This window comes from Paenibacillus rhizophilus (assembly GCF_003854965.1).
In the GTDB taxonomy this organism is placed as follows: Bacteria; Bacillota; Bacilli; order Paenibacillales; family Paenibacillaceae; genus Paenibacillus_AQ; species Paenibacillus_AQ rhizophilus.
In genome coordinates this window covers 101388-124806 of sequence record NZ_RQPI01000001.1, presented here as the reverse complement: position 1 = coordinate 124806, position 23419 = coordinate 101388, and the positions used below count along the sequence as shown (strand labels likewise).

Annotated in this window: 26 protein-coding genes; 2 read left to right on the top strand and 24 right to left on the bottom strand. The window is 54.2% G+C overall.

What is annotated here, in order from left to right:
- Positions 1 to 7: 7 nt before the first annotated feature.
- The 16 genes from EH198_RS00635 to EH198_RS00560 all read right to left on the bottom strand — a co-directional run bounded on the left by EH198_RS00635 (position 8) and on the right by EH198_RS00560 (position 15295).
- Complete coding sequence (locus EH198_RS00635; protein WP_124693629.1) at positions 8 to 526, bottom strand: cell wall elongation regulator TseB-like domain-containing protein; 519 nt, start codon at positions 524 to 526, stop codon at positions 8 to 10.
- A gap of 44 nt (positions 527 to 570) precedes the next feature.
- Entirely contained in the window at positions 571 to 1872 is a 1302-nt protein-coding gene (locus EH198_RS00630; protein WP_124693628.1) for an amidohydrolase, read from the bottom strand.
- Positions 1859 to 2509 (bottom strand): redox-sensing transcriptional repressor Rex, encoded by a 651-nt coding sequence (locus tag EH198_RS00625; RefSeq protein ID WP_124693627.1) that lies wholly within the window; start codon positions 2507 to 2509, stop codon positions 1859 to 1861. The genes EH198_RS00630 and EH198_RS00625 overlap by 14 nt, the downstream gene beginning before the upstream one ends.
- 454 nt (positions 2510 to 2963) lie before the next feature.
- Positions 2964 to 5822, bottom strand: a complete 2859-nt coding sequence (gene dinG, locus EH198_RS00620) for an ATP-dependent DNA helicase DinG (protein ID WP_124693626.1) — start codon at positions 5820 to 5822, stop codon at positions 2964 to 2966.
- Between the two features lie 114 nt (positions 5823 to 5936).
- Positions 5937 to 6578, bottom strand: coding sequence for a tetratricopeptide repeat protein (locus EH198_RS00615; RefSeq protein ID WP_124693625.1), 642 nt, complete (start codon positions 6576 to 6578; stop codon positions 5937 to 5939).
- Positions 6579 to 6696: 118 nt separating this feature from the next.
- Entirely contained in the window at positions 6697 to 7080 is a 384-nt protein-coding gene (panD, locus tag EH198_RS00610; protein ID WP_124693624.1) for an aspartate 1-decarboxylase, read from the bottom strand.
- On the bottom strand, positions 7073 to 7963 hold the full coding sequence (panC, locus tag EH198_RS00605; protein ID WP_124693623.1) for a pantoate--beta-alanine ligase: 891 nt from the start codon (positions 7961 to 7963) through the stop codon (positions 7073 to 7075). Before panC ends, panD begins: the two co-directional genes overlap by 8 nt.
- On the bottom strand, positions 7963 to 8832 hold the full coding sequence (gene panB / locus EH198_RS00600) for a 3-methyl-2-oxobutanoate hydroxymethyltransferase (protein WP_124693622.1): 870 nt from the start codon (positions 8830 to 8832) through the stop codon (positions 7963 to 7965). Before panB ends, panC begins: the two co-directional genes overlap by 1 nt.
- Before the next feature lie 289 nt (positions 8833 to 9121).
- Positions 9122 to 9919 (bottom strand): biotin--[acetyl-CoA-carboxylase] ligase, encoded by a 798-nt coding sequence (locus EH198_RS00595; RefSeq protein WP_124693621.1) that lies wholly within the window; start codon positions 9917 to 9919, stop codon positions 9122 to 9124.
- Positions 9909 to 11186 carry a CCA tRNA nucleotidyltransferase gene (locus EH198_RS00590; RefSeq protein WP_124693620.1) on the bottom strand — a complete coding sequence of 426 codons (1278 nt, stop codon included), beginning with the start codon at positions 11184 to 11186 and terminating at the stop codon, positions 9909 to 9911. The genes EH198_RS00595 and EH198_RS00590 overlap by 11 nt, the downstream gene beginning before the upstream one ends.
- A gap of 18 nt (positions 11187 to 11204) precedes the next feature.
- Positions 11205 to 12356 carry an N-acetyl-alpha-D-glucosaminyl L-malate synthase BshA gene (gene bshA, locus EH198_RS00585; protein WP_124693619.1) on the bottom strand — a complete coding sequence of 384 codons (1152 nt, stop codon included), beginning with the start codon at positions 12354 to 12356 and terminating at the stop codon, positions 11205 to 11207.
- A gap of 77 nt (positions 12357 to 12433) precedes the next feature.
- Positions 12434 to 13129, bottom strand: coding sequence for a bacillithiol biosynthesis deacetylase BshB1 (bshB1, locus tag EH198_RS00580; RefSeq protein WP_124693618.1), 696 nt, complete (start codon positions 13127 to 13129; stop codon positions 12434 to 12436).
- Positions 13126 to 13545 carry a methylglyoxal synthase gene (gene mgsA, locus EH198_RS00575; RefSeq protein ID WP_124693617.1) on the bottom strand — a complete coding sequence of 140 codons (420 nt, stop codon included), beginning with the start codon at positions 13543 to 13545 and terminating at the stop codon, positions 13126 to 13128. Before mgsA ends, bshB1 begins: the two co-directional genes overlap by 4 nt.
- Positions 13546 to 13560: 15 nt before the next feature.
- Positions 13561 to 14364, bottom strand: coding sequence for a 4-hydroxy-tetrahydrodipicolinate reductase (gene dapB, locus EH198_RS00570; protein WP_124693616.1), 804 nt, complete (start codon positions 14362 to 14364; stop codon positions 13561 to 13563).
- A gap of 36 nt (positions 14365 to 14400) precedes the next feature.
- Positions 14401 to 14922: a tetratricopeptide repeat protein gene (locus EH198_RS00565; protein ID WP_124693615.1), complete on the bottom strand. Its 522-nt coding sequence runs from the start codon at positions 14920 to 14922 to the stop codon at positions 14401 to 14403.
- Between the two features lie 43 nt (positions 14923 to 14965).
- A complete protein-coding gene (locus tag EH198_RS00560; protein ID WP_124693614.1) occupies positions 14966 to 15295 on the bottom strand; it encodes a nucleotide pyrophosphohydrolase in 330 nt (109 codons plus the stop codon).
- A gap of 172 nt (positions 15296 to 15467) precedes the next feature.
- Here EH198_RS00560 and EH198_RS00555 point away from each other — a divergent pair, with 172 nt between their 5' ends.
- Positions 15468 to 16337 (top strand): YitT family protein, encoded by an 870-nt coding sequence (locus tag EH198_RS00555; RefSeq protein ID WP_124693613.1) that lies wholly within the window; start codon positions 15468 to 15470, stop codon positions 16335 to 16337.
- A 130-nt stretch (positions 16338 to 16467) separates the two neighbouring features.
- Positions 16468 to 17814, top strand: a complete 1347-nt coding sequence (locus EH198_RS00550; protein WP_124693612.1) for an RNA-guided endonuclease TnpB family protein — start codon at positions 16468 to 16470, stop codon at positions 17812 to 17814.
- Between the two features lie 220 nt (positions 17815 to 18034).
- On the opposite strand, the gene EH198_RS00545 is transcribed toward EH198_RS00550, so the two are convergent.
- The 8 genes from EH198_RS00545 to EH198_RS00510 all read right to left on the bottom strand — a co-directional run bounded on the left by EH198_RS00545 (position 18035) and on the right by EH198_RS00510 (position 23391).
- On the bottom strand, positions 18035 to 18937 hold the full coding sequence (locus tag EH198_RS00545) for a sporulation protein YpjB (RefSeq protein ID WP_124693611.1): 903 nt from the start codon (positions 18935 to 18937) through the stop codon (positions 18035 to 18037).
- 55 nt (positions 18938 to 18992) lie between these two features.
- A complete protein-coding gene (locus EH198_RS00540) occupies positions 18993 to 19613 on the bottom strand; it encodes a DUF1405 domain-containing protein (RefSeq protein ID WP_124694483.1) in 621 nt (206 codons plus the stop codon).
- Positions 19614 to 19705: 92 nt separating this feature from the next.
- Positions 19706 to 20581, bottom strand: a complete 876-nt coding sequence (locus EH198_RS00535; protein ID WP_124693610.1) for a menaquinol-cytochrome c reductase cytochrome b/c subunit — start codon at positions 20579 to 20581, stop codon at positions 19706 to 19708.
- 28 nt (positions 20582 to 20609) lie between these two features.
- A complete protein-coding gene (gene qcrB, locus EH198_RS00530) occupies positions 20610 to 21281 on the bottom strand; it encodes a menaquinol-cytochrome c reductase cytochrome b subunit (RefSeq protein ID WP_124693609.1) in 672 nt (223 codons plus the stop codon).
- A 6-nt stretch (positions 21282 to 21287) separates the two neighbouring features.
- On the bottom strand, positions 21288 to 21842 hold the full coding sequence (locus EH198_RS00525; RefSeq protein ID WP_124693608.1) for a QcrA and Rieske domain-containing protein: 555 nt from the start codon (positions 21840 to 21842) through the stop codon (positions 21288 to 21290).
- A gap of 195 nt (positions 21843 to 22037) precedes the next feature.
- The gene (locus EH198_RS00520; RefSeq protein WP_124693607.1) at positions 22038 to 22466 is read right to left on the bottom strand and encodes a DUF2487 family protein; all 429 of its coding nucleotides are present in this window, start codon (positions 22464 to 22466) and stop codon (positions 22038 to 22040) included.
- Positions 22467 to 22661: 195 nt separating this feature from the next.
- Positions 22662 to 22841 (bottom strand): IDEAL domain-containing protein, encoded by a 180-nt coding sequence (locus tag EH198_RS00515; RefSeq protein ID WP_124693606.1) that lies wholly within the window; start codon positions 22839 to 22841, stop codon positions 22662 to 22664.
- A gap of 19 nt (positions 22842 to 22860) precedes the next feature.
- On the bottom strand, positions 22861 to 23391 hold the full coding sequence (locus EH198_RS00510) for a gamma carbonic anhydrase family protein (RefSeq protein ID WP_124693605.1): 531 nt from the start codon (positions 23389 to 23391) through the stop codon (positions 22861 to 22863).
- Positions 23392 to 23419 lie beyond the last annotated feature (28 nt).

The following is a 23419-nucleotide window of genomic DNA, read 5'->3' as shown; positions in this document are numbered from 1 at the left end:
CGCCTCGTTAACGGTTGGGCAGGCTATAGCCGTCGCCGATCTGCTCACCGTCCGAGAAGCGGTAGAACCGATAATAATATCGGTCTCCGTCTTTATAAAAAAGCTGCCAGGCGTACTCGCCGTTGTATGCGCCTGGAAGCAATCGCTCAATCTTGATGCCGGGAAGCGAGGAGGCGATAATCTGCCGCATTTTTTCCTCTGATATGCCTTGAGACAGCTCTTCGGCATGCACAGCATTCTCACCCTCTACCGGCTTTCCTTCAGTAGTAAAGCGCACCCACACCATCATTTCAGTTCCGGTCTTGTTTTTGCCGGTAAGGACCCAGTAAATGGCGTTTTCGTCCCAGACCGATTTCTGAGCTTGGTTGATTTCCGTAAGCCCCGCCCTGCTTATTGCCGTGGCTTCGGCTGCGCTGCGCTCGCTCCATTGATCCTTCAGCACGTAGGCAAAAAATTGATATAAACCGAACAGAAGGAGCAGGGCCAGGAACGCCCCGTAAAAAATCCATTTTCTCCTTTTTCTCAACGTGCAGCTCTCCTTCTAAAAAGAAACCTTTGGCTCCAATCTTCTTACCGCTTCAGCAGGCCCTCGAAAGCTTCCTGGGCTTTTCGGCGGATCTCCTCTTCGTCAAGGGTCAGGGACTTCCCGTTTTTGACAACTTGCTTGCCGTCCACCCATACATGCTCGACGTCCTTGGCGCTGGCCGAGTATACGGCATGTGATATAAGATCCGTATGCGGCAGCAGATGCGGCTGGTCAATGTCGATGGCGATAAAATCGGCCTTCATACCCGGCGCGAGCCGTCCCACTTGATTAAGGAACACAGACTTCGCGCCATACTCCGTTCCCATACGCAGCGCTTCGCCGGCCGGAACCGCCGTCGGATCGCCGGACACTCCTTTATGGATCAGCGCGGCCAGTCGCATTTCTTCAAACATGTCCAGGTTGTTATTGCTAGCCGGACCGTCCGTTCCGAGCGATACCGTAACGCCCGCCTTCAGCAGCTCGGGTACGCGAGCCACCCCGCTGGCCAGCTTCAGGTTGCTGCCCGGATTATGGGAAACACCGACAGACTTACGGGCAAGAATTTCAATTTCCTCGTCATTCAGATGGACGCCGTGCGCCACAAGCGACGGGCGGGTGAACATGCCAAGCTTCTCGAGATGGGCTACGGGCCGCAGTCCGTAATCCGCTTCGTTCTGCTCCACTTCCCGCCGCGTTTCGGACATATGCGTATGAATAGGCAAGTCCAGGTCATGGGCGGCCTGAACGAATTTCTCGAAATAATCCGGAGGGCAGGTATAAGGAGAATGCGGCGATATCATGGCCGTGATTCTGCCGTTCGCTTTACCGTGCCATTCTTGTGCAAAAGCAATCGCTTCAGCAAGCTTCTGGTCCTGCACTTCCGGCGGACACAGTCCGATTACGCCCCGCATCAGGACGGAGCGTATTCCGGAAGCTTCCGCCACTTCCGCGACCCGGCCCATGTGATCGTACATATCGAGAAACGTCGTTGTTCCTCCCTTAAGCATTTCCAGTACCGACAGGGCGGTTCCCCAGTAAACGTCGTCGCCAGTGAATTTCCCCTCCATCGGCCACATTTTCTCCTGGAGCCATACCTGAAGAGCAAGATCGTCTCCGTAGCCGCGCAGCAGAGACATCGCCGCGTGCCCATGCGTATTGACCAGTCCGGGCAAGAACAGAAGACGGCTTCCGTCAAAGGAAGGAACGTCTTCTTCGAGCGCAGGCGGTTCTTCCCCTATGTATGTGATCAGATCGTTATCGATAACCATATACCCGTCGATAACAGGCTTATCAGCGCCGGGCACGGCGAACTTGCCGCCGCGGATCATCCATTTATTGCCCATCAACTTCCTCTTCCTTTCCTTCGTGGAGATAATACGCCAAGCTTTGCAGGTCGGTCGTAAAATCGGCAGCATGCACGCGAACCTCGGATGGCGTCTTCAGGATTACCGGCGCAAAGTTCAGAATCGCTTCAATGCCGGATTCAATGAGAATATCCGCGACATTTTGTGCTTCCTGATCAGGCACGGTAATGATGCCGATGCGGATGCCCTGCTCACGGACGGTATTTGCAAGCTCGTCCATGGGCTGGACGGTCAGTGTATTGATTTTGGTTCCGACCTTCGGCTGATATGAATCGAAGACGGCCGTTATTTTCATCGTATCTTTCAAATATGCATTGTAATTGGATAGCGCATGGCCCAGGTTACCGGCTCCGACCAAAGCAACGTTGATCGGCTGATCCAGCTTTAGGATATGGCGGATTTTCTCGATCAGGTACGGAACGTCATAGCCGATTCCTTTTCTGCCGAAGTCTCCGAAATAGGCTAAATCCTTTCGTATTTGCGCAGGATTTAAATCGAGTCGCTGTCCAAGCTCTTGAGAAGAAACAGTAGCGATTTCGCGTCTGTTCAGATCGTTCAAAAACCGCAGATACACAGGCAATCTGCGGACAACGGCCTCCGATATTTTGTCCGATTTCATGTGTTCTCCTCCTAAAAGATTATCGATCCCTCCCAAACCCTCCCTTCCAAGGGAGGGCCCCAAGGGCTGCCGCCCTCTGGACACCCGCTAATGGCAATTGGCGTTGGCGGAAGTTGGGCGGAACCTTGATCAGACGGGTGAAGGATCGCTTATCGTCCCGTTCGGGACACGCTTTACGAATGGCGGGATTTACTTACAGAACCCGCCAAAAGATTTAAAACCGGCAAGGCTAAAACCCGGCAGATCGGCCTATGTTGTACAATGGCCGATCTGTTTCTAAAAGCGGTAAGGCTAAAACCGGGCGATCGGCCTATGTTGTACAATGGCCGATCTGTTTCTAAAAGCGGTAAGGCTAAAACCGGTGATCGGCCTATGTTGTACAATGGCCAATCCGTTTAAAAAACAACCTGCTAAAACTGGTGATCGGCCTATGTGTACAATGGCCGATACGAATCTAAGATGCGCCGTCATGCTGCAGCCACTCGGCGATTCGCGGAACCATCTGCTCTGTTGTCATATGCTCCATTTTGGGTCCCGGCAAGGAGTACAGGAAGTATTTTCCGTAATAAGATTCGATTACTCTGGTATCATATACGATAACAATTCCGCGATCCTGCGCGGTCCGCACAAGGCGGCCGAATCCCTGTTTGAAACGGATGACGGCCTGAGGCACGGACAGCTTCATGAACGGATTCTTTTTCTGCGCCTGCAGCAGCTCGGCTTTGGCTTCAGCAAGCGGGTGGTTCGGCGGTTGAAAAGGCAATCTGACGATTGCCAGGCAAGTTAGCGCGTCGCCGGGAATATCCACCCCTTCCCAGAAGCTGCTCGTTCCCAGCAGAACGGAAGCGGAATTTTCCTGGAAGCGGCGGAGCAGCTTGCTCCGGCTGCCTCCTTCGACGCCCTGGCCCAGCACGGCGATCTCCTCGGAGGCCAGCGCCTCCTTGAGCGGGTCGTAGACCTGGCGCAGCATCTTGTACGATGTGAACAGCACCAGCATGCGTCCCCTCGTCGTTACCGCAGCCTCGGCCAGGGAATGAACCAGCATATCGACGAACCGGGCGTCGCCCACCGTGCCCTTCACGCTGGGGAAATCCCGCGGAATGACCAGAAGCGCCTGATCCCGGTATCGGAACGGAGAAGGAAGCTGTACAGTAGACAGCCGCCCTTCCTCATGAGCCTCATTCAGACCCAGATTGTCGATCATAAACTGGAACGATTTATCGACGGACAAGGTTGCAGACGTCAGAACGATGCTTTTTTTCTTATCGAAAAAGAGTTCCTTCAACTGGGCGCTGACATCGACGGGCACGGCATAGAGCTGCAGCGACTTGCTGCGGTAATTTCCATTTGCCTCCAGCCAATATACAACATTTTCATCGTTCATGCCCATAAAAAAACGCACCTGCTCGCGGATATCGGCCAAATCTTTGAATAGTCCGCCGACATCGGTTACAAGGCTGTCAGCCGAAGATTGGCCTTCCTGATCACGCATCTCGGACAGCATTTTGTCGCCCTTGCGGATAATATCGCTTAACGACAGATTCAGTGTATTCTCAAGCGAAGCAAGCTCTTCCCAACCTTTTGGCTTCTTGGTGGGAAGAAGGCGGTGCACAAGCTGCCCCGCTTCTCCCGCCGACGAGTCGGCGCGTTCCGGCATCAGGGCGAACAGCTTCTCGCTCAGCAGATCCCACGACTCTTTTACGGTAAGTAGATCGGGGTACAGCCTGTCGATAACGCCGCTCCACTCGGAAGCCTGCTCGCTGCCCGAGCTTTGAAGAATCTGACGCAGCGCCGGGAGCTGACCATTCCGGCTGTCTTTGTACAGACGATTCAGCGTATGGGAAACGGTAAAATGCTTCATATGCATGCCCAGATGCTTTCCTGCCACTTCCTCCAACTGATGCGCCTCGTCAATCACAAGGTAGTCATAGGAAGGAAGGAGCTGATGGCCCGCTTTTACATCGGCAAACAATTTGGAATGGTTGGTAATTACCACGTCGGCGTTCCCTGCCTCATGCTTGGCGCGATGATAGTAGCATTTACGGAACCACGGACAAGCCCGCCCCAGGCAGGAGTCGGTATCGCTCGCCACCGTTTCCCAAAAGTCGCCGCCCCGGCTGCTCATATTCAGCTCTTCGTCGTCGCCCGATTCAGTCTGAGTGAGCCACACGATCATTTGCGCGGCAGTCAGCGTGTCCTCTCTCGGGGAGACGAAATCTCTTTTATTTATTTTATGTTCAAATTTACGCAGACACAAATAGTGTCCTCTTCCTTTAAACACCGCCGCTTTGAACGGAAAGGGCACGGTCTCGGTCAATAAAGGAATATCTCGTTCGCGAAGCTGGTCCTGAAGATTAATCGTATGAGTGCTGACCATCACTTTTTGACCGCTACGGACGCTCTGGTAAATGGCAGGCAGCAAATAACCGAGCGATTTGCCGGTTCCCGTGCCCGCCTCGATCAGTAAATGCTTCTCTTCTTCCAGCGCTTGGATCACTTCGCCGAACATGATCTCCTGAGCCTGCCGGCTTTCGTATTGGGGCAGGATGCTTCGCAGCCGCCTGACGACCTCTTCCATGTAGTCTTCAAAAGACAGCTGCTCCGCTGGATTATCGCCCTCCCCCCGGGGAGGAGGCAGATCCGTCCAATCATCGACGGCCAGCGCAAGCTGACGGTAGAAATGAAGCTCGCCTTCAGGCTGAAACGATTCCATTTCGCGTTCGCCGAGCAGGCTCTCAAAGAACCAGCTTAAATCGCTGTCTTCGCCTGCAAACAACTCGGTCAGACGCTGCACCGTAAGCAGTGGCTGGCTGTACAGCTCGTCCAGACATTTCAGCAGCACGTGCGCTGTCGCTAGCGCATCGCTGTCCGCCTGATGCGGACGCTCATGGATAATTCCGAAATGGGAGCTGACGCCTCCAAGCTGGTAAGAGGTGAGCGACGGAAAACAGATTTTCAGAAAATCGATCGTATCGAGAATACGGCCCTGAAACGGCAAATACCCGCACCGGTCCAAGGCGTTCTGCAGAAAATGAAAATCGAAAGAGACATTATGCCCGACAAGCACGACATCATTCAGCAGGGGCACCAGTTCCATCATCATCTCTTCAAGTTCAGGCGCGTCCTGCACATCGCTGTCGGTAATGCCGGTTAAACCGGTAATAAAAGGGGGTATCGGTCCTCCGGGCTTGACGTAGGAACCGTATACACGCGAAATGGTCCGGTCTTCTTCTATAATGGCAAGTCCGACCTGAATAATTTCACCTACGGACTGGGTTCCCGTTGTTTCAAAATCAAGCACGGCAAATTTCATGATGTTTTAAACCCTTTCATTTGAGACTCCCTATCAGCATAACAGATGTTGCGAAAAAAGGCGATGCACACCGCCGTTAGCAGCAGTTGCATCGCTCCAAAATTACCACCTGAATTACAGCAGTGAGACCAGTTGGCTTCCGATTTTAAGCTCGCCTCTTCCGCGCCGGCAAACCTCCAGATTGGCGTCTGGCTCGGGAAACGCGGGATCATATTTCAGCGCCAGACCGAACAGCTCCTTTGCTTCCTCAAACCGGCGGCCCGACCCCGCAATACAGCCCATGGCGTTGTATAGATGCGCCTTAAGCTTCCGGCTCTGAACAAGGGGCAGCATGTGCTCCAAATGTTCCCATGCCGCATCGGCTTTGCCCAAATGGAGATGGGACATTGCAAGGTACAGCCGGGCGGGCAGGTTGTCGGGATAAAGAGAGATGACGATGTCGAACTGTTCGATGCATTTCGGATACATCAGCAGCTTGTAATACCCCTGACCGCGCGCAAAATTCTCCATCTCAACCCCGGAGGCTTCACCGCCAAGCGGCTCCGGTTCCGGCTCTTCGGCAAGCTCCGCATTCTGGCGGAACAGACTGAGCGCCTCCGCAAAAACCAACCACTCGTCCAGCGCTTCATCGCTGAGCTTGCGGAGCATGCGGTATTTGCTTAACAGCTCACGACGTCGTATTCCCTGGGCTTCTGGCAATTGTCTGGCGATATCGGAAAGCATAACGTTCATTTCGGCAAACATCTGTTGAAACACGGGAGCCATCCCTCCTTGAGGAAAATGAGATCAGTGCAGCTTGCCTGACTTCATTGTTCGCCTGAGGACGCTCTTTCATGCGTGGCAGTGATTGCATGGTTGGCCCGTGATGTCCGAATCAGGCAATCGTCGCGTGAAGCTCTTTGTTGTCAAGCTTAACCGGACGGTTGTTCCCATCGACAAACACGACCGTAGGCTTGTGCCGTTCAAGCTCTTCCTGGGAAAGAATCGCATAGGAAATAATAATTACCGTATCGCCGGGCTGCACGAGTCTTGCCGCCGCGCCGTTCAGACAAATGACGCCGCTGCCGCGCGGACCTGGTATGACATATGTTTCCAGACGCGAACCGTTGTTGTTGTCCACAATCTGCACCTTTTCATTCTCAAGCAGGTCGGCGGCTTCCATCAGAGCCTCATCAATCGTAATGCTGCCTACATAGTTTAAATTGGCTTCGGTTACCGTCGCCCGGTGAATTTTCGATTTCATCATATGTCTAAACAAGAGCTGCGACCTCCTTCGGCGTAAAGATGATATTGTCGATCAGACGGGTACGGCCGAACCGGACGGCCAGCGCCATGATAATTTCTCCTTCGGCTTCAATGAGCGGGAAATTCCCCTCAAGCGGTTCGAGCTCCGGAAATGTCAAGATTTCCGCATAATCAATATCGGCAAGCGGTGAGCCGGAAATAACGCCTGTCAGCAGTTCCCGGACTTCACCGGTCGTAGCGGCGCGTCCTTCCTCTACCGCCGTGCGGGCCTCCCGAAGCGAACGGGACAGCACCAGCGCTTGACGGCGTTCTTCGGCCGATAAATAGACGTTGCGGGAGCTGAGCGCGAGCCCGTCTCCTTCGCGTACGATAGGACAGGGAACGATCTTCACATTCATGTTCAAGTCGTCGACCATCTGCCGAAGCACCGCCACCTGCTGGGCGTCTTTGAGACCGAAAAAGGCATAATCCGGCTGAACCAGGTTGAACAGCTTGGCTACAACCGTTGTTACACCGTCGAAATGACCCGGACGAGAAGCTCCGCACAGTCTCGTCGTAAGAGAAGAGACCACGATTTTGCTGCGGATTTCCCGGGGATACATCACCTCTACCGCAGGAATAAACACGATATCGACGCCCTCGCGCTCCGCAAGCTCCAGGTCCCGCCGTTCGTCGCGCGGATAGGCTTCATAATCCTCATTCGGTCCGAATTGAATCGGATTGACGAATATGCTCATGACTACCGTACCGCACATTTCGCCCGCACGGCGCAGCAGACTTGCGTGACCATCATGCAGATAGCCCATCGTAGGCACCAGGCCAACGGGCCCTAGTCCCGCATCGCGCATGAATCCGACGGCCTCCCGAAGCTGCTCTATCGTTCTAACGACTCTCATTATGATCTCGCTCCTTTTCCGGCTGCGCCGTACAATGATTCCAGAACACCCTCATCCGCACCGAACACATGGCGTTCTTCCGGAAAGGCACGCTGTTTTACTTCATTTACATACTGGCCTAGCGCGTCGCGGATAATACCGCCCACGTCAGCATACGTCTTCACAAACCGCTTCTCCCTGTAAGGCGAAGCATATCTCAGCACATCATGGAACACGAGCACCTGCCCGTCGCAATAGCGTCCCGCTCCGATCCCGATGGTCGGTATCGAGAGCTCCTTCGTGATGGCTTCAGCCACTTCCTCGGTCACCAGCTCCAGTACGACGCCGAACGCGCCCGCCTTCTCCAGCGCCTTCGCCTCGTCCATCAGACGCTGCGCATCTCTGGCGTCCTTGCCCTGCACCCGGTATCCGCCGATCGTATTTACCGATTGCGGCGTAAGCCCGATGTGGCCCAGCACCGGCACGCCCGCGGAGACGATAGAGGACACGGTTCCGCAAATTTCGAGCCCGCCTTCCATTTTTACCGCATGGGCATGTCCTTCCTGCATCAGACGGCGCACATTCCGCAGGCTTTCGTCAATACCGCCGTGATACGTCATAAAAGGCATATCCGCCACAATGAAGGTATGCTCAGCACCCCTGGCAGCGGCCCGTGTATGATATACCATATCGTCGATTGTTACAGGCAGCGTCGAATCATATCCGAGAACAACGTTGCCAAGCGAGTCGCCTACAAGAATCATATCGACGCCGGCCTCTTCAGCCAAGCGGGCCGAAGGATAGTCATACGCGGTCAGCATGCTCAGCGGCACGCCTTCCGCCTTCATTTTTTTCATTTTTACAATATTCAGTGGTTGTTTTTCAGCCATTCCCTTTTCCCCTTTTGCGAGTCACCGCGCCGTTTTAGCGCAAACAAAAAAACCTTTTAGCGTGTCTGCTAAAAAGGTCCGAAGGGCAAAAAAGAGTCACTCGCGATCGTCCCTTCTGTCTCGGTCCTTGCGGCTCAGAGCAGAATCCAACGTAACCGTTCATTACAGTTACAAGAAGTGCCATACCCAGAGTGCAGTTCGTATAACCGATACCGCCTCTTGCGAACAGTATAACAAATTCATCGTACAATTACACGATAAAAATATGACAACGAATGGAATTCTTTGTCTAAATCAGAACGATTTCGCCGGTGCACACGCTCGTAACCGTTCCGTTCTCCTCCCGAAGCAGCAGTCCGCCGTCTTCGCCAAGACCAATAGCAGTCCCTTCAAGCCAGCCCTGCGGCGTCTTCAAACCGATCCTTCTGCCCAGAGTAACCGACTGTTCCTCCCATAAGTGGGCGATGGGCTCCAACCCTTGATCCATATACAGCCCGTAATGGTATTTCAGCTCCCGGAGTACTTCTTTGGCCAGCTCCCCGCGATCGACCGGCATTCCGCCTTCGATCAGCAGCGATGTTGCAATTTCCCTGAGCTCAATCGGATAGTCTTCTTCCGACAGATTGGCGCTGATGCCGATCCCGGCGATGCAATATTGGAGACCTCCCGGTCCAAAGCTTGATTCCAGCAAAATACCGCACAGCTTCCTGCCGCGCGCCAGAAGATCGTTCGGCCATTTGATGCCCGCTTCAACGCCGGTCATCTTCCGGATGGCGGAGCAGACGGCGACGCCTGCCAGCAGCGTCAGCTGGGGCGTAGACTGCAGCGGGATGGCCGGACGCAAAACAACGCTCATCCAGATGCCCTTGCCCTTCGGAGAATGCCATTTCCGGCCCCTTGTTCCCCGTCCACCCGTCTGCTCCTCGGCCATGACGGCGGTCCCTTCCGGAGCGCCCTTCTCCGCCAACAGCTTCGCCTCCTCCTGAGTAGAGGCCACCGTATTCAGGCGCTGCAGCCTTTCGGCCCAGCCTGAATCCCGCAGGCTCTCCGCTTCGGCGGCATTGGCCCGTAACTTCTCAATGCTCATGATGATTCATCCTTTTCGCTTTCATAATCAGGACCGTCCGGTCGTTGGGCACGTCGCCGGACGCCGCCGCCAGCAGCAGCTTCTGCAGCAGCTGCCCCAGCCACGGTCCCGGACGTTGGTCCAGGGCGGATGCCAAATCCCCGCCCGTCACCGCCAGATCGGCCAGCCCGCGGACGGGCATCTCGCGCAGCCACTGCCGGGCGGAAGAGACAAGCCCGGCGCCGGGGCCGCCTTCTGGAAAGGCGGCCAGCAGCGTCAGCCACCCTTCGGCGGCGTCCGCGCCGAAGGCCAGCACGGCGGCGAGGAAACGCCGCCGGAAGTCCGTGGGGCCTTCCTCCGGCCCCGCCTCCGCCGCTGCGGTCCACGCCTCGCGGACCCGCAGCACCTGGGCGACGCCTCGCCGCGTCGACCCCGGGAATGTCCATGCCCGCAGCAACCTCTCGGCCTCGCCGGCCGAGGTGCCCAGGGCATGGAGGAGCAGCGCCCACCGCAGGAGGGCGCTCTCCAGTTCCCCGATGCCGGAGAGACCGGCGGCCGCAGCCGCCAGTCGTTCGCCGGTCCAGGGGAACGGGGCTTTTCCGCGCGCTAGCAGCCCGCTGCGCGCAAGCATCCCCAGGCCGCGTAAGGGCCTGGGGCCTTCCACGATGCGCGCCAGCTCCGCGTAGACGCGCTCGACGGCGATATGCGCCAGTCCGTCCCGGCGGCGCAGCAGACCGCGCCACGTGTTCTTCGCGACGCGGAAATCCAGCGTGGACGCGAACCTCACGCAGCGGAGCATGCGGAGCGCGTCTTCGTCAAAACGCTCCTCGGCTGTGCCTACGCAGCGGATCAAATGGCGGCGCAGGTCCTCCGCCCCGCCGAACGGATCGATCAGCGCTCCGTCCAGACCCATGCAGATCGCATTGATCGTAAAATCCCGGCGGCGGAGATCCTCTCTGACATCCTTCACAAAGACGACGTTCTCCGGTCGCCGGTGATCGGCGTAGCCGCTCTCGGTCCGGTAGGTTGTCACTTCAAACGGAAAACCGGCCTCCAGGACGGTAACGGTCCCATGCTGCAGACCCGTGGGCACGCATCTTGGAAAAAGCGACATGACCGACTCCGGCCTGGCGGAGGTGGTGATGTCCATATCGTGGACGGGACGCCCGAGCAGTTCGTCCCGGATACAGCCGCCGACCCAGTAAGCTTCATGCCCCGCTTCGGTCAGACGGACGATTATTCGGCCCGCAGCCTCGGCCATCGGGGGGTCGGCCATCTTCCAATTCATAATGACACGGCTCCATTCTTAGCGGACCGCATTCGCGGTCTTGCGGTCCAGTACGCGGTGATAGATGCTTTCGTATTGATCGGTAATGGCATCCTTGCAGAAATCCTCGCACGCGCGCTTCAGGCAAGCCGTGCGGAACTTCCGGGCCAGAGCCTCATCGGTCAGCAGCCGAACGGCGTATTCCGCCATCGCTGCCGTATCGCCGATCGGTGCCAGATATCCGGTTTCTCCATGCTGCACCAGCTCGGGGATACCCCCCGCCTGTGAACCGATCGTCGGCACGCCGCAGGCCATCGCTTCCAGTGCAACGAGCCCGAAGCTTTCTTTTTCCGAAGGAAGCAGCAGCACATCTGCAAGCGAAATGACCTGGGCGATTTCATCCTGCTTGCCCAGAAACCGCACCTTGTCCTCCAGACCCATTTCGGCGATCTTGGCCTGAATCTTCGGAAGCTCCGGACCCTCGCCTACTAGCAGGAGACGGGAAGGAATCTTCCTTGAAACCCTCGCGAATATATCCACGACATCCGCAACACGTTTGACCGGACGAAAATTGGAGATGTGCATCAAAATTTTTTCATTTGGAGACGCAAAGTCCCCCCGCAAATCGGAAACGTCCCGTGGATAATACACCCTTTTGTCCACAAAGTTGTAGGTCAGGTCGATCTCGTTCGTAATATCAAGCATCCGGCGGGTCTCATTGATAAGATCCTGTGACACTGCCGTCACCGCATCGCTTTCGTTAATGCCAAGCCGGATCAGATCCTTGAGCGATTCGTCCTGGCCCAGCACCGTTATATCCGTACCATGAAGCGTTGTGACTACCTTGACCCCGCCGCCTACCATTTGCTTCGCCAGAAAGGCACAGACGGCATGCGGAACCGCGTAATGAACATGAAGCAGATCGAGCTTCTCCATTTTGGCTACCTGGGCCATTTTCGTCGCCAGGGCAAGATCGTAAGGCGGATAACGGAATACGTAATAGTCGTTGACTTCAACCTCGTGATAAAAAATATTTTTCTGAAACGTCCCAAGACGGAACGGAACGCTGTGAGTGATAAAATGAACCTCATGGCCTTTTTCAGCCAGCAGCTTTCCGAGTTCCGTAGCCACTACGCCGGAGCCGCCGAGAGACGGATAACAGGTAATGCCTATTTTCAACAACCGGTCCATAAGTCCGTCTCCTTTATTTATTGACAAATCGGTCCGCGCATATCCGCTTCTTGCGGGTGCCGTCCCGTTACTGTTTCTTATCTTTTAAACAAATCAACCGCATATGGAACTTTTGAAGCGAAGCCCTCGGCAAAAGGAAATCCTCTGCGCTGTCCGAGCAGCATATCTCTTGAGCGGACCCGTTCGATATACCCGTCGTTGAGCGGCGTCGCCACGACATCCTCCCCCGGCGTTTTCTGAAACTGGGAGAGGTAGCAGGATAAAGCCGATTCCTTGACTCCGTAAGTTTCGCTTACATCGACGACAAGATCCGTACGCCCCAAATCATTAATGAAGTAAAAGTACAGCTGAGGAGCCGGAACGGCCGGAAGAGACGGCAAATACCTACGCAGCTTTGCATTAAAAACCGCCTCCTCCACAAGCCTGCTGCAGGCTACATGGTCGGGATGGCGGTCTTCCCAGTAGGGAGCGAACACGATATCGGGCGAGGAGCGGCGGATTTCCGCCGTTACCGCCGCAATTTGGTCTTCCGTCAGGCGCAGTCCTCTGTCAGGCAGTCCCAGGTTCGTACGGGATGCAGCGCCGAGCGCGGCTGCGGCCCGGGCGGCTTCCTCCTTGCGGATCAGGGCCGTGCCATTGGAGGACATTTCCGCAGCGGTCAGATCGCATAGCCCGACCTTTAGCCCTGCTGCCGTATGTTTGGCAATCGTTCCGGCCATGCCGATCTCCGCATCGTCGGCGTGGGGACCGAACACGAGAATGTCGAGCTTCATTCGTCGACTCCCGGCTTGTACTTGTGTACCAGATCCCGCCAGGCGAAATCGCCGCGGTCAATCGCCTTGACCAATATTTCCGCAGTTGCGATGTTGGTTGCGACCGGAATGCCGTACACATCGCAGAGCCGCAGCAGAGCCGAGATATCCGGTTCATGCGGCTGCGCCATCAGCGGATCCCGCAGGAAAATAATCAGGTCCAGCTCGTCCTGCGCAACAAGCGAGCCGATCTGCTGGTCGCCGCCGAGCGGCCCCGACATATAGCGGTGAATGCTCAGCTTGGTCGCTTCCATAATACGCTGACCGGTCGTGCCGGTCGAATACATTTCATGTCCCTGAAACACATGTTCATAAGCTGTTACAAAATTAACCATTTCATCTTTCTTGCGGTCATGCGCTATAAATGCGATCTTCATCGGTTTCTCCCCTGTCTATTCGATAAAGTGGTCAAATCCGTAAATCATTCCCGTATATCCCATAACTTTTTCGATGCCCAGCTTGACGCCGGGCATATATCCCGCACGTTCATAGGAATCGTGGCGGATCTTCAGTGTCTGGCCGAAGCTGCCGAACACAACCTCCTGCTGAGCAAAAACGCCTGGCAGCCGAACGCTGTGTATCCGGAAACCGTTATAATAGCCTCCACGGGCGCCCTCGATGATTTCCTCCTCTTGCGGGTTGCCCTGACGCAGTTCCTCCCGCGCCTCGGCAATAAGCTCGGCGGTCTTGATCGAGGTGCCTGATGGGGCATCCAGCTTCTGATCTCCATGATACTCAATAATCTCAAGATTAGGAAAGTATTTTGCAGCCTGCGCCGCAAACTTCATCATCAGAATGGCCCCAATCGAGAAATTCGGGGCGATCAGCCCGCCGATTCCCTGTTCCCGGCACTGCTTGTCCAGTTCTTCAATCTGCTCGGATGTAAAACCGGTTGTACCGATGACCGGCCTCACACCGTATTTAATTGCCGACGCCGTATTGGCATAAGCCGATTGCGGCGTCGTGAAATCGACCAGCACATCCGCACCCCCGCCCGCCAAAGCGGCTTCGAGGTCCCCGGTGACGGCTACCCCTGCTTCCGGCAGGCCTACCAGCAGGCCCGCGTCGATATCATGCAGCGAACGGTCTACAGCGGCCGCAAGCGTCAGCTCTTCATCCTGGAGAACCAGCTTCACGACTTCTCTGCCCATCCGGCCGCCCGCTCCCGAAACAACAACTCTGATTTTATTATTCATTTACGTTTATGACCCCCGCTTTCATTCTGCTTATGATTACTGCATGTACTTCTGCAGCGATTTCTGAAGATCCTTCATCAATTCCTTTAAACCGTCATCGTCCGGATGCAGCGAGATGACTTCCTTCATGGCTGCAATTGCCGGCAAATGCTCGTTCATCCGGCTGTAGGCGATTGCCAGCCATACGTAAGCGTCCCCGTAAAGGGGATCAAGCTTTACCGCCTCGTTCAACAAGGTAATCGGCCGGTATGGATTGTTCTTGGTGTCTATATTGTCCTCCAGCAGCCGTTTGGCTTCCTGCACGTGCAGCATTGCTTGCAAATGCTGCAAATGCAGACTGTACTCCGTCTTGGCGCCGTCAAGCCTCACTGCGGCCCTGGCATGTTCGGCCGCCTTTTCGAGCCTTCCGCTGCGCGCGTAAGTGATTGAACAGCGATACCGGACTTCCGGATCATTCGGGTCGGCCGCTATCGCGGCTTCAAAGCACAAAATCGCTTCCTCAAAATCGCTTCGCAAAATACAGCGGTACGCTTCTTTCACATATTCACCGGGACTCATACGTACCACCCTCCGTCATATGATTCATCATATGCGGCGGCGCCTAATCGGTGTTTTTTTTCGTCCAGCGGTCTGCGTCGCGGGTATTGAATTTAAGCATGACCTTGTCCATGGCTTCCGTCAAATCGATGCCGAGGGAATTCGCAAAGCAAACGGTTATGAACAGAATATCGCCCAGCTCCAGCTCAATCGAATTTTCCGGCTCGTCCGCCTTTTTCGGCTTCTCTCCGAAAGAATGATTGACTTCCCGGGCCAATTCCCCCACTTCCTCGGACATGCGCGCAAGCATCGAAAGCGGACTGAAGTAACCTTCCTTGAACTGAGAAATGTAAGCGTCCACTTCCCGCTGTATTTCGGCGAGACTTTTCTCCATCTTCGGGCGCCGCTCCTTTCGCTCTGCCGCATATTGCCTTTTCGTTTGCCCCTATGTTATCGTAAAGACGTTTTGAAGACAAATCTTTTTTGCTTGCCTTACGTTTGTTTATAGGTATACTTTCCCGTTAGCGGAGAAAAACTGCCGTTATCACGGCATTACGGAGGAATCCATGAATACTGCAAAATTGAGTTCGATCATCAAGACGGTCGCTCCGATCATGCTGGGGACCGCGGTGTACGCTTTTGGACTGCTTTATTTCATTATTCCCAATCAGCTCATGGAAGGCGGCGTAACCGGGATTACCATTCTCCTGAATTACGGCTTCGGCATACCGGTGTTTCTGACCACACTTCTGCTTAACCTTCCACTGTTTCTTCTTGGCTGGAAAGTGCTCGGCGCGCGTCAAATCGTCTATACCGGCGTCGGCATCGGGTCGCTGTCATTCTTCTTGTGGTTATTCGAGCGGATGATCGCGCTTGGGTGGGTGGAGCCCTTCCGAACGGAGCATGATTTTATCCTGGCCTCCCTTTACGCCGGAGTTACGCTGGGCCTCGGTCTCGGCATCGTTTTCCGTTTCGGCGGCACGACCGGCGGAGTAGATATCGTCGCCCGCATATGCGGCCGCCGTTTCGGCTGGAGCATGGGGCAGGTCATACTGGCGATCGACGTTGTTATTATCGGCTCCTCCCTGCTCTATATCCCGAGAGAGAAAATTTTGTATACGCTGGTCGCCGTCTTCATCTCTTCCCGCGTGATCGATTTTATTCAGGAAGGTGCATATGCCGCCAAGGCATTTACGATAATCAGCGACTTCGGGCAGGAAATCGCCGAGCTGATCACCACGGACATGGATCGGGGTGTCACCTTAATCCCTTCGATTGGCGCCTATTCCAAACAAGCTAAGCATACCGTGTACTGCGTCGTTTCCCGTCAGGAAATCCGGCAGCTCAGCCAACTGGTCAAATCGGTCGATCCGCGGGCGTTCGTCATTATCAGCGATGTGCACGACGTTCACGGGGAAGGCTTCCGGGAAATTTGAACAGATTTAGTGTCGCAGTCCCCCACCTCTAAAGCCAACAGCGAAGGTGGGGGTTAGACACTTTCGCTTCACCAAACATATGTTCTTGTGTTATGCTAGATCCATCAGACTTGCGATGGAGGCGTATCTCATGAAGGTGGTTAAAACACTCAAACATCCGATTACGTCTCACCACCGCATGCTAGATGCGACTCTTCATGTGTATCAAGAGGCGCTGTCGTTCTTGATTACGGTCATTCAAGAGCAGTTTATGGCCTTGGAATCGTTATCCACCCAAGCGGTGGTGACGGCGGTAGAACGGCTGACTCACCGTACCAAGCACAATCCGAATCCGTTCTACGCCGAATTCGATCAACGCTTCTATAAGTTTCCTTCTTACTTCCGCAGAAGTGCTATTGCGGAAGCGTTTGGCATTGTGAAAAGTCATCATTCCCGTTTTCAGCTTTGGCAAGCCGAGCGACAACACGCTGGGCAAGAAGGGAAACGCTTTTCGAAGAAACCGCCGACACTCCAAGCTCAGCATCAGGCGTTCCCTTGCTTGTACAAAGGCAATATGTTCATTCGAACCTCCGATACGACAGCCAACATTAAGATATTTCATCAAGGCGATTGGGTATGGCTCTCCATTACCTTTAAAGGCCAAGACCTATTCAAACGTAACGTGTGGAGCATGAAAGAACGCAACCCCACATTGGTTCGAAAAGGAAAACGCTATGCCCTTCATATCGCCTATGAAGGGGATGTGAAGTTGACTCAGGCGGAAATTTCCAAGCAACGGGTGTGTGCCGTTGATTTAGGTTTAACGAATTCCGCAGTCTGTTCCGTGATGGACGCTAACGGCACTGTCTTGGCGAGGACATTTATCAACCAAGCCAAAGAAAAAGACCGGATGCGCCAAATCACAGGCAAACTGAAACAAGCCCAGCGTCAATCCGGTATAGGGGCAAAACCGAATTTCTGGCGGCGGATGAACGGCTTACAGACGCATATCGTTCACGATACCGCGCATCGAATCATCGCCTTTGCCCAAAAGCACAGCGCAGAGGTCATTGTCATGGAGTTTTTAGGCAAGATGCGTCTCCCTAAAGGAACGTGGGGAGCCAAGCGACTTCGTGCCAAACTCCAGTTTTGGGCGAAACGGCGCATCCAAACGAAAGTGAGCGAAATGGCGCATTTTCTAGGGATACGGGTTTCCATCATCAACCCTGCAAATACAAGTGCGCTTGCTTTTGATGGCAGTGGATTTGTAAAACGCAACATAAAGCGTGATATTGCTGTATTCGCAACAGGAAAAACGTATCACGCGGACCTTAATGCCTCGTATAACATCGGCGCACGGTACGTGCTACGTATTATACAAAAATCCACATCTGAAAAGATGTGGTTGTCCTTGGAGGCAAAAGACCCTTCATTGGCAAAACGAACGTATTGGACGTTGGCTTCCCTCATTCGGGTGCAACAGGCGCTGAGCCTTTAATCATGAAGCTCGCAAGCGTGTGCAACCCTGTATCGATGCCAACAGAAGCCCCCACTTCATGCGTAAGCTAAGTGGGGGAGAGTTCACTAGTAATCAGAAACGGATAAGCAGACCAAGCGGGACCGGGCATGGAAGATTCCAGACCCGGTCCCGCTTTTAGAAATAATTCTTCCCGCTCAGCTTGCGATTCCGTTTTATGAGAACATCATCGCCGCTTAATTCAGAACGGCTGCCACCGGCTTCTATCCCCCCGGTATTTTCTGTACCCGGTGTAGGCAAGCGTAGCGAGAATAAATCCCGCGCCCAGCCATCCCGCCGGGCCGTATTCCCTAGGAGCGAGCGGAAGCGACAGGGTCGGTTCATCCTTCTCTTTTCCGAACATCACCCTTGCGGCCTCCCGCCCGTTCGAGACGGCGTTCATAAGCTCTTCCCGTCCCGGCGGCCTGGACGCCGCCGCCAGCCCTGAGGCATAGGAGAGCCAGGCATCGAACCGGTTCACTTCTTCAGGCTTACGGGCAATGATGATGGCCGGCCGGATTGTATCGTAGCGCTCCTGTATATGGGAAACCGCCGTTTTCCAGCCCGCCAGATCGTTTCCGACCGCGCTATGTTCCATATCGTTCAGATCCTCAAGGATCAGCTTGTAATATTGAAGCCACATCGGCTGGCGGGGATGGGCCAGACTATTGGCGGCCAGACGCAGTCTGGCGGCGGCCGTCTCCCACCGCTGCTGCTGCACATTCACCCCTGCGGCGGCGGCTTTCATGTCCAAAATCGCTCCAGAGAGCGCATTAACCCCTTCAACGGATGTAAGTCCTTCAAAAGAAGACGCCACGAACAACCTGGAAATCGCATCAATCGTTTCCCTTGCTTTGTTGATATTTCCTTCCGTAACATACCCATACAGCGCCTCAGTCTGCTGCTCTAACTGCAGCGCGCCTGCTTTGGCGGCAACCGGCGGCTGAGTCTTCTCCGCCGGCGTTTCCGCCATGCCGGAAACCATCCTGCCCACTGGCAGGAGAACCTCATTGTAGCCTGCAGCGTTTGCCGCATCACATCCTGCCGCCGCCGTGCAGACCAAGGCGAGCAGCGTCATAAATACCCAATACCTCCCGCGCAGCATGAGACATCCCTCCTGCCTTATGTGTATGCGCAGGGACAAGGGTTAGAACATCGTCTTATTGCTCAGCCCGCTGACGCAGGAGCCGGACGTCCCTTGAGGCCAGCCAAGCAGCCGACGCGCTGACGAGAGTCAGTAAAAAGGTGAATATCTGGACCTGCAGCACATCATCCTCAAGCGTGGCTGGAAGCCAAGGGTAGACGCCGAAAGAATAGTCGACCGTATCATTAAGCAGAGTCCACAGAAGCGCGACCGGAATCATTTTCCGGCAAATAAAGAACCGGGCGTACAGCAGCGCCTCCACCGCCATCCCGGTATGCGAAATCATCAGCATCCAGTCTCGCCAATCGACCGGCCCCCCCTGGTAGCCGCCTGCTACAATGATGGAGACCGCCCAAATGCCATATTTGACGGATGTTACGACCGCCAGCGCCTCGATCACAGCTCTTACAGAAACCCCGGTCACTGTTTTGGGTGGATATAACATAAGGATAAGCGCCAGCGTAAAGAACAGGCTTGCCGTCGGGCTGTCGGGTACGAACGGCAGCAGCCAGCCCGGGTAATGGGCTGCCGTATAGGCCAATTGATTGCCGTACCATATGTATCCATAAATCGTTCCCGGAATATTGACCGCAAGCAGCAGCCAAATAATGGCCCGGTGTTTCAGCAGTTTGTCCATCTTTCTTGCAACTCTTGACACGGTAAGCCTCCCTCAAAGCATGCAAAAACCTGACCGTATTATTCGATCAGGTTATGCGATCTTCCTCTATTTTACTGTTCGGTTTTTTGTTTCGCAAGCCATTCGGCCAGGTGGTCGATGTCCTTGTCGGTCAAGCCGGCATTGATGGCTGTGTCGTACATCGGCGGCATCTTGTTGTTGTACCCTTCTTTAATAATCGTTATGATGCCAGCCTTGTCATGCTTGTCGCCGACGCCGCGCAGGGACGGGCCCGCCGCGCCCTTCATATCGGCGGCGTGGCAGGCGACGCACCCGGCCTTCTGATAAGCTGCCATAGCCGGATCTTCCTTGTCTACGATGACAACCTCTTTCGCCTGTACGGCGCTGCTTGTTGGCAGTCCCTTCGCCCGGTTCTCGGCCGCCTTTTCCTCACGCTGCACATCTTCGGGCACCTGTCCCGTTGCTGCCATTTCATGCTTATATTCCGTCCAGGCCGAGTTCGTCAGGTAGACAATGGAGGCCAGAGACAGAAACATCAGCGACGAAGCAATTGGTCTGCGGTAGAACCTGCGTTCTCTGCCTGTATCCAGAAAAGGAGCCAGTAGCAGGGAGCCGAATGCGACCCCTGTAACGCCCATCGTGCCAAGGACGATATAATCTCCCGAAGCGTAAGGCAGCTTCAGGTATTGATACAGAAACAGAAAATACCAGTCCGGTACCGGAATCACCGTCGCGCCGGGGTTGGCGGGAAAGCCGAGGGGCGCAGGCTCCGAAATCGTCAGAACCAGAATGCCGACCAGCACCACAACGCCTACCATCCATTCTTTGAGCAGGAAGTTCGGGATGAACGCCTCCGATTTCCCAGGATAGGCGGAATAGTCGGGAGGAGGGACAAAGCCGTTTCCCCGCCTGACCCGCGAGTCGCCGACAAAGACTATTTTTTCCTTGGAGTTGTCCTCATGTGCCATCAAATGTCCTCCTCTCTCCGGATGGCCGTTACAGCGGTCCGGAAATGCCTTGTCTGCGAATCATGATGAAATGTCCTACGAGCAGAATAAGCAGCACCGCCGGGAGGAAAAATACATGGAGGGCGAAAAATCTCGTCAGCGTCTCCGCTCCTACAATACTGCCGCCCTGCATCAATTCCTTCAGCACCGGGCCAAGCACGGGCGTGGAGTTGGCGATTTCCAGCGTGACTTTTGTAGCGAAATACGATTTATTGTCCCAGGGAAGCAAATACCCGGTAAGTCCCAGTCCCAGCATCACGAAGAAAATAAGCATCCCGACAACCCAGTTCATCTCCCGGGGCGCCTTATAGGAGCCTGTAAAGAATACACGCATCGTATGCAGGAACATCATGACGATGACAAGACTGGCTCCCCAGTGGTGCATGCCGCGGACGATTTGTCCAAAGGCGACCTTGGTCTGCAAATATTCGACGCTGGCGTAAGCATTGATAATGTCGGGAACATAATACATCGTCAGAAACATACCGGACAGAATCTGAATGACGGTTATGAAAAAGGTCAATCCGCCGAAGCAGTAGACGAATGCGGAAAAATGATGGGCCGGATTTACATGCTCAGGCACCTCGTGATCGGCGACATCCCTCCAGATGGGTGTAATGTCCAAACGTTCGTCAATCCAGTTGTAGACATTTTTAAACATCGGCGGTTACGCCTCCTTGGCGGCCTCGGTATTGGGCACAATATCGCCCAGGTATACCCAGCCATTTTCAATTTTCGTCTTATACTGATCGAGCGGCTTCGGCGCTACGGCCAGATTCTTGCCCGCCTTGGTGTATCGTGCGCCATGGCAGGGACAATGATATTCGTCCGGAGTCGCCTTATTATTGTTCCATCCGACCGTGCAGCCAAGGTGCTTGCAGACCGGTGAAAGCGCATAAATTTCTCCCTGTTCGTTTTTGCGGATCCAGGCAGTCAGCGTCGCCGTGCTGGCATACCATCCGTCCTGCTGCTTGAGCTCAAAGTTAAATTCCTGCGGTTCGCCCGTTATCTTGGATTCTTCCGCTACCTTGATGAATTCTCCCTCGCCCTTCTTATGTAGTATCGGGTCCACGGCAAAACGGATCATCGGCAGAACGGCGCCCGCTCCCATAAAAGCGGTGGCTCCTCCTAGTGTGTACGTCAAAAACTGTCTGCGTGACATTTCTTTACGGCTGGGCGGTTTCTCGTTCGGATGATTCCGGTATTCGTCATGGCCGCTCATATTTGCGTTTACCCCCTAAATCGGATTTGGGAAAGCGCTCGGAGGAAGAATTAATCCGTTTACAATGATATAAATCACATATATCCATTCAACCTAATCATAGCTTAGCTTCCAATACCCGTCAATAAAATCGTCAGGGATAAGAAACGGACAAAAGTTTAATTGCATAATTATTGTCGATTTATCGTCACATTTTCAGTTCATTTCTTTATGCCACATCTCCCGGATTTTTTGCAATGCAAACGCAATCCCCTTACCACTATTATCGCCGAAAAAGTCGTTAACAGCAATAATTAAATCGCTTTCATTTATGTTGTCGGCGGTGAGCAATCCAATCGCATCCAGCACGATGGCATACCGGAAATTATTGGATTTGATATTGTGACATATTTCATTTATAATATCGCTTTTCCCAACAACGTCGTATTGCACTGCAGGATATACCACAATTCGTCCCTTGAAAGGACGCTCCACTATATCGATGGAGTCGCGAAGACGTTCGAGACGCTCCACCGTATGGGGAGGCGTTTCCCTTCCTGTCAATCCTGTAAAGGGAATGAGACAGGTGTCATAAAATTGTCCATTTACCGCCCAACTGCCGCTGTCGAAATCGCTGAATTTCATCCTCTCGCCGCCTCTCCCCGTTTTTTCCGTATTATATTAGACGCGAAGTATGATTACCGTAAGAAGAAACGGCTTCGCCGTCCTCTGGAAGAGGAAGGCATCCGTTTCTCGTAAAAATATCAGGTTAAGGATAAGCGCGAAGCTTATACTTTCTGATATTGCAAAAAAAGAGGTGCGCCGTAAAGCGCATCTCCTCTATGCCAAACTTTTCAGTTCTTCTGTCAGGTTTCGGAATGCAACCTCGTCACCGGTAGCCAGCGCCGTGTCAATCTCACGGTACAAGATGTCGCACCGGCGCTTGCGCAGCGCTTCGTCCCACACCATTTCTGCCGCGAGCCCTAACATCACTTCATAGGTTGCCTTCATTTTGTCCATTCGAATACACCTCCGCTGTTTATGTTATTCCGTATTCTTTCCCTTTCTCCACATAACTGGCGGAAGTACGCGCCATCCGGAGCAGATCTCGATCCGTCAGTTCCCGTACTACCTTGGCCGGAGATCCGAGGGAAAGGGTGTATGGGGGGATTTTTTTGTTTTCGGTTACAATTGAACCGGCTCCTACTAAAGCATATTCACCAATCTCTGCTCCGTTCAACAGAATGGCGCCCATTCCAATTAATGTTCCATTGCCTATCCTGCAGCCATGGATGATAGCCCCGTGTCCGACTGAAATATCGTCACCCAGCACAAGCGGCAATCGGTCGGCAACATGACCTATGGCACCATCCTGAATGTTGCAGCGCTCTCCGATAATGACAGGAGCAAGATCTCCCCGGAGCACGGCATTGAACCACACGCTGGAATCCTGCCCAATTCTAACATCACCTACGAGTTTCGCTCCTTCAGCCACATAGACGGACGGATGAAGCTGCGGTATGTAGGTCCCATACGCAATCCGCAAGTACTCTCCCCCTTTAGCATCCATAGGAAGGCTTGCTCTGGTGATGCGGCCT